The following is a 2,451-nucleotide window of genomic DNA, read 5'->3' as shown; positions in this document are numbered from 1 at the left end:
GCCTGCGCAAGCGGGTGATGGCCTGCCTTTTGCTTAATGAGTCTGCGAGTTACTGTCTGTGGCAAGCCTAAGCCCTTCCGGGGCGGAGGCGCAGCGAAAGCGAGTCCGAACAGGGCGTTTAAGTCGCCGGCAGTAGACCCGAAGCCGAGGTGATCTACCCATGGCCAGGATGAAGCGCGGGTAACACTGCGTGGAGGTCCGAACAGGTGAACATTGAAAAGTCCTCTGATGAGCTGTGGGTAGGAGCGAAAGACTAATCAAACCCCGTGATAGCTGGTTCTCCCCGAAATAGCTTGAGGGCTAGCCTCGCGTGCTGACCGGCGGAGGTAGAGCACTGGATGAACTAGGGCCCACACCAGGGTACCGCCTTCAATCAAACTCCGAATGCCGCCGGGCGCAACGCGGGAGTCAGTGCGTGAGGGATAAGCTTCACGCGCGAGAGGCAAACATGCCAGACCAACGGCTAAGGTGCCCAAAGGCCGCGCAGTGCAAAGGAAGTGGAGTTACTTAGACAGTGAGGATGTTGGCTTAGAGGCAGCCACCATTTAAACAGTGCGTAATAGCTGACTCATCGAGTGATTCCGCGCCGAAAATGATGGGCAATTTGCTAGCGGCCTACCGAAGCTTTGGATGCCGGGGGGCTTCGGCCCCGCGGCGTGGTAGGGGAGCGTTGGGCGGGCGGCGAAGCCGGCGGGCAACCGCCGGTGGAGCCCGCCCAAGTGAGAATGCAGACATGAGTAGCGACAAGCCGGGTGAGAGTCCCGGCCGCCGTAAACCCAAGGGTTCCTGGGCAAGGTTCGTCCGCCCAGGGTTAGTCGGGACCTAAGCCGAGGCCGAAGGGCGTAGGCGATGGACGAGCAGGTCAACATTCCTGCACCGGCGGGGGTAACAGAGTGGCCCGGGGACGGGCCCGTTTGGAGGAGGGCGGCCGATTGAAAGTGGCCGTCGCGCAAGCGGACGCGGAGGCTTCGGCCGAAGCGGATCCTTTGAGGCGGGCCCCGAGAAAAGCCGGGCCGCGTTCCCCCGGTTGCCCGTACCGCAAACCGACACAGGTGGGTGGGTAGAGTATACCCAGGCGCGTGAGTGAACCCTCCTTAAGGAACTCGGCAATCTAGCCCCGTAACTTCGGAAGAAGGGGTGCCCGTGAGGGCCGCAGTGAAAGGGGTCAACCGACTGTTTAGCAAAAACACAGCACTCTGCCAAGTCGAGAAAGACGACGTATAGGGTGTGACACGTGACCAATGCGGTAAGATTACGGTGAGGGGTCAGCGCCGCAAGGCGCGAAGCTCCGAGCCCAAGTCCCCGTGAATGTCGGCCGTAACTATAACGGTCCTAAGGTAGCGAAATTCCTTGTCGGGTAAGTTCCGACCTGCACGAATCGTGTAACGAGTTGACCGCTGTCTCAAGGGGGCGCTCAGCGAAGTTGTAGTGGCGGTGAAGATGCCGCCTACCCGCAGTAGGACGGAAAGACCCTATGCACCTTTACTGTACGCTGTCACTGGCGTTTCGATTGCCCTGCTTAGCGTAAGTGGGAGACGCCGAAGCCGGCCTTTCGGGGCCGGCGGAGTCGCCAATGAAACACCACCCTTGGCAGTGGGAACGCCTAACCCCCGCCCGTTTACCCGGGGGGGGCACACTGGCAGCCGGTCAGTTTTACTGGGGCGGTATCCTCCAAAAGCGTAACGGAGGAGCACGAAGGTTGGCTCAACCTGGTTGGCAATCAGGTGACGAGGGCATGGACATAAGCCAGCCTGACTGGGAGACCGACGGGTCGAGCAGGTGCGAAAGCAGGTCCAAGTGATCCGGTGGTTGAAGGTGGAATCGCCATCGCTAAACGGACAAAAGGTACGCTAGGGATAACAGGCTGATCGAGCCCAAGAGCTCATATCGACGGCTCGGTTTGGCACCTCGATGTCGGCTCATCACATCCTGGGGCTGGAGAAGGTCCCAAGGGTCCGGCTGTTCGCCGGTTAAAGTGGTACGCGAGCTGGGTTCAGAACGTCGCGAGACAGTTCGGTCCTTATCCACTGTGGGCGCAGGAAAATTGAGGGGTTCAGACCCTAGTACGAGAGGACCGGGTCTGACGGACCGCCGGTGTTCCAGTTGTCGTGTCAACGGCAGTGCTGGGTAGCTGTGTCCGGAAAGGATAAGCGCTGAAAGCATCTAAGCGCCAAGCCGGTTCCAAGATGACTTTTCCCCGAAGGGCCGTGGCAGACCACCACGTCGATAGGCCCCGGGTGCACGCACCGCAAGGTGTTCAGCCCAGGGGTACTAACCGCCCGTTTGGCTTGATAAGACAAGACAAGACAGGCCAAGACAAGACAGGACAGGCCAGAAGAAGCCCGTTGCCCCCAAGGCAACGCGGGCCTTGGCCCTCCGCCCTCTGCTTTGCAGGTGCCAGCGAACGGCGCGCGTGCGCAGGCGTGCGTGCGTGCGGCCGGCCCCCAGCGG

1 rRNA gene is annotated in these 2,451 nt (G+C 60.8%); it reads left to right on the top strand.

The window, feature by feature from the left end:
* Nucleotides 1–2,296, top strand: a 23S ribosomal RNA gene (locus AC0CYZ_RS29680); the annotation flags it as partial.
* Between the last annotated feature and the right edge of the window lie 155 nt (nucleotides 2,297–2,451).

Source organism: Actinomycetospora sp. (assembly GCF_055612215.1).
The sequence above is the reverse complement of the archived record's forward strand: the minus strand, read 5'-3'. Positions and strand labels throughout refer to the sequence as shown.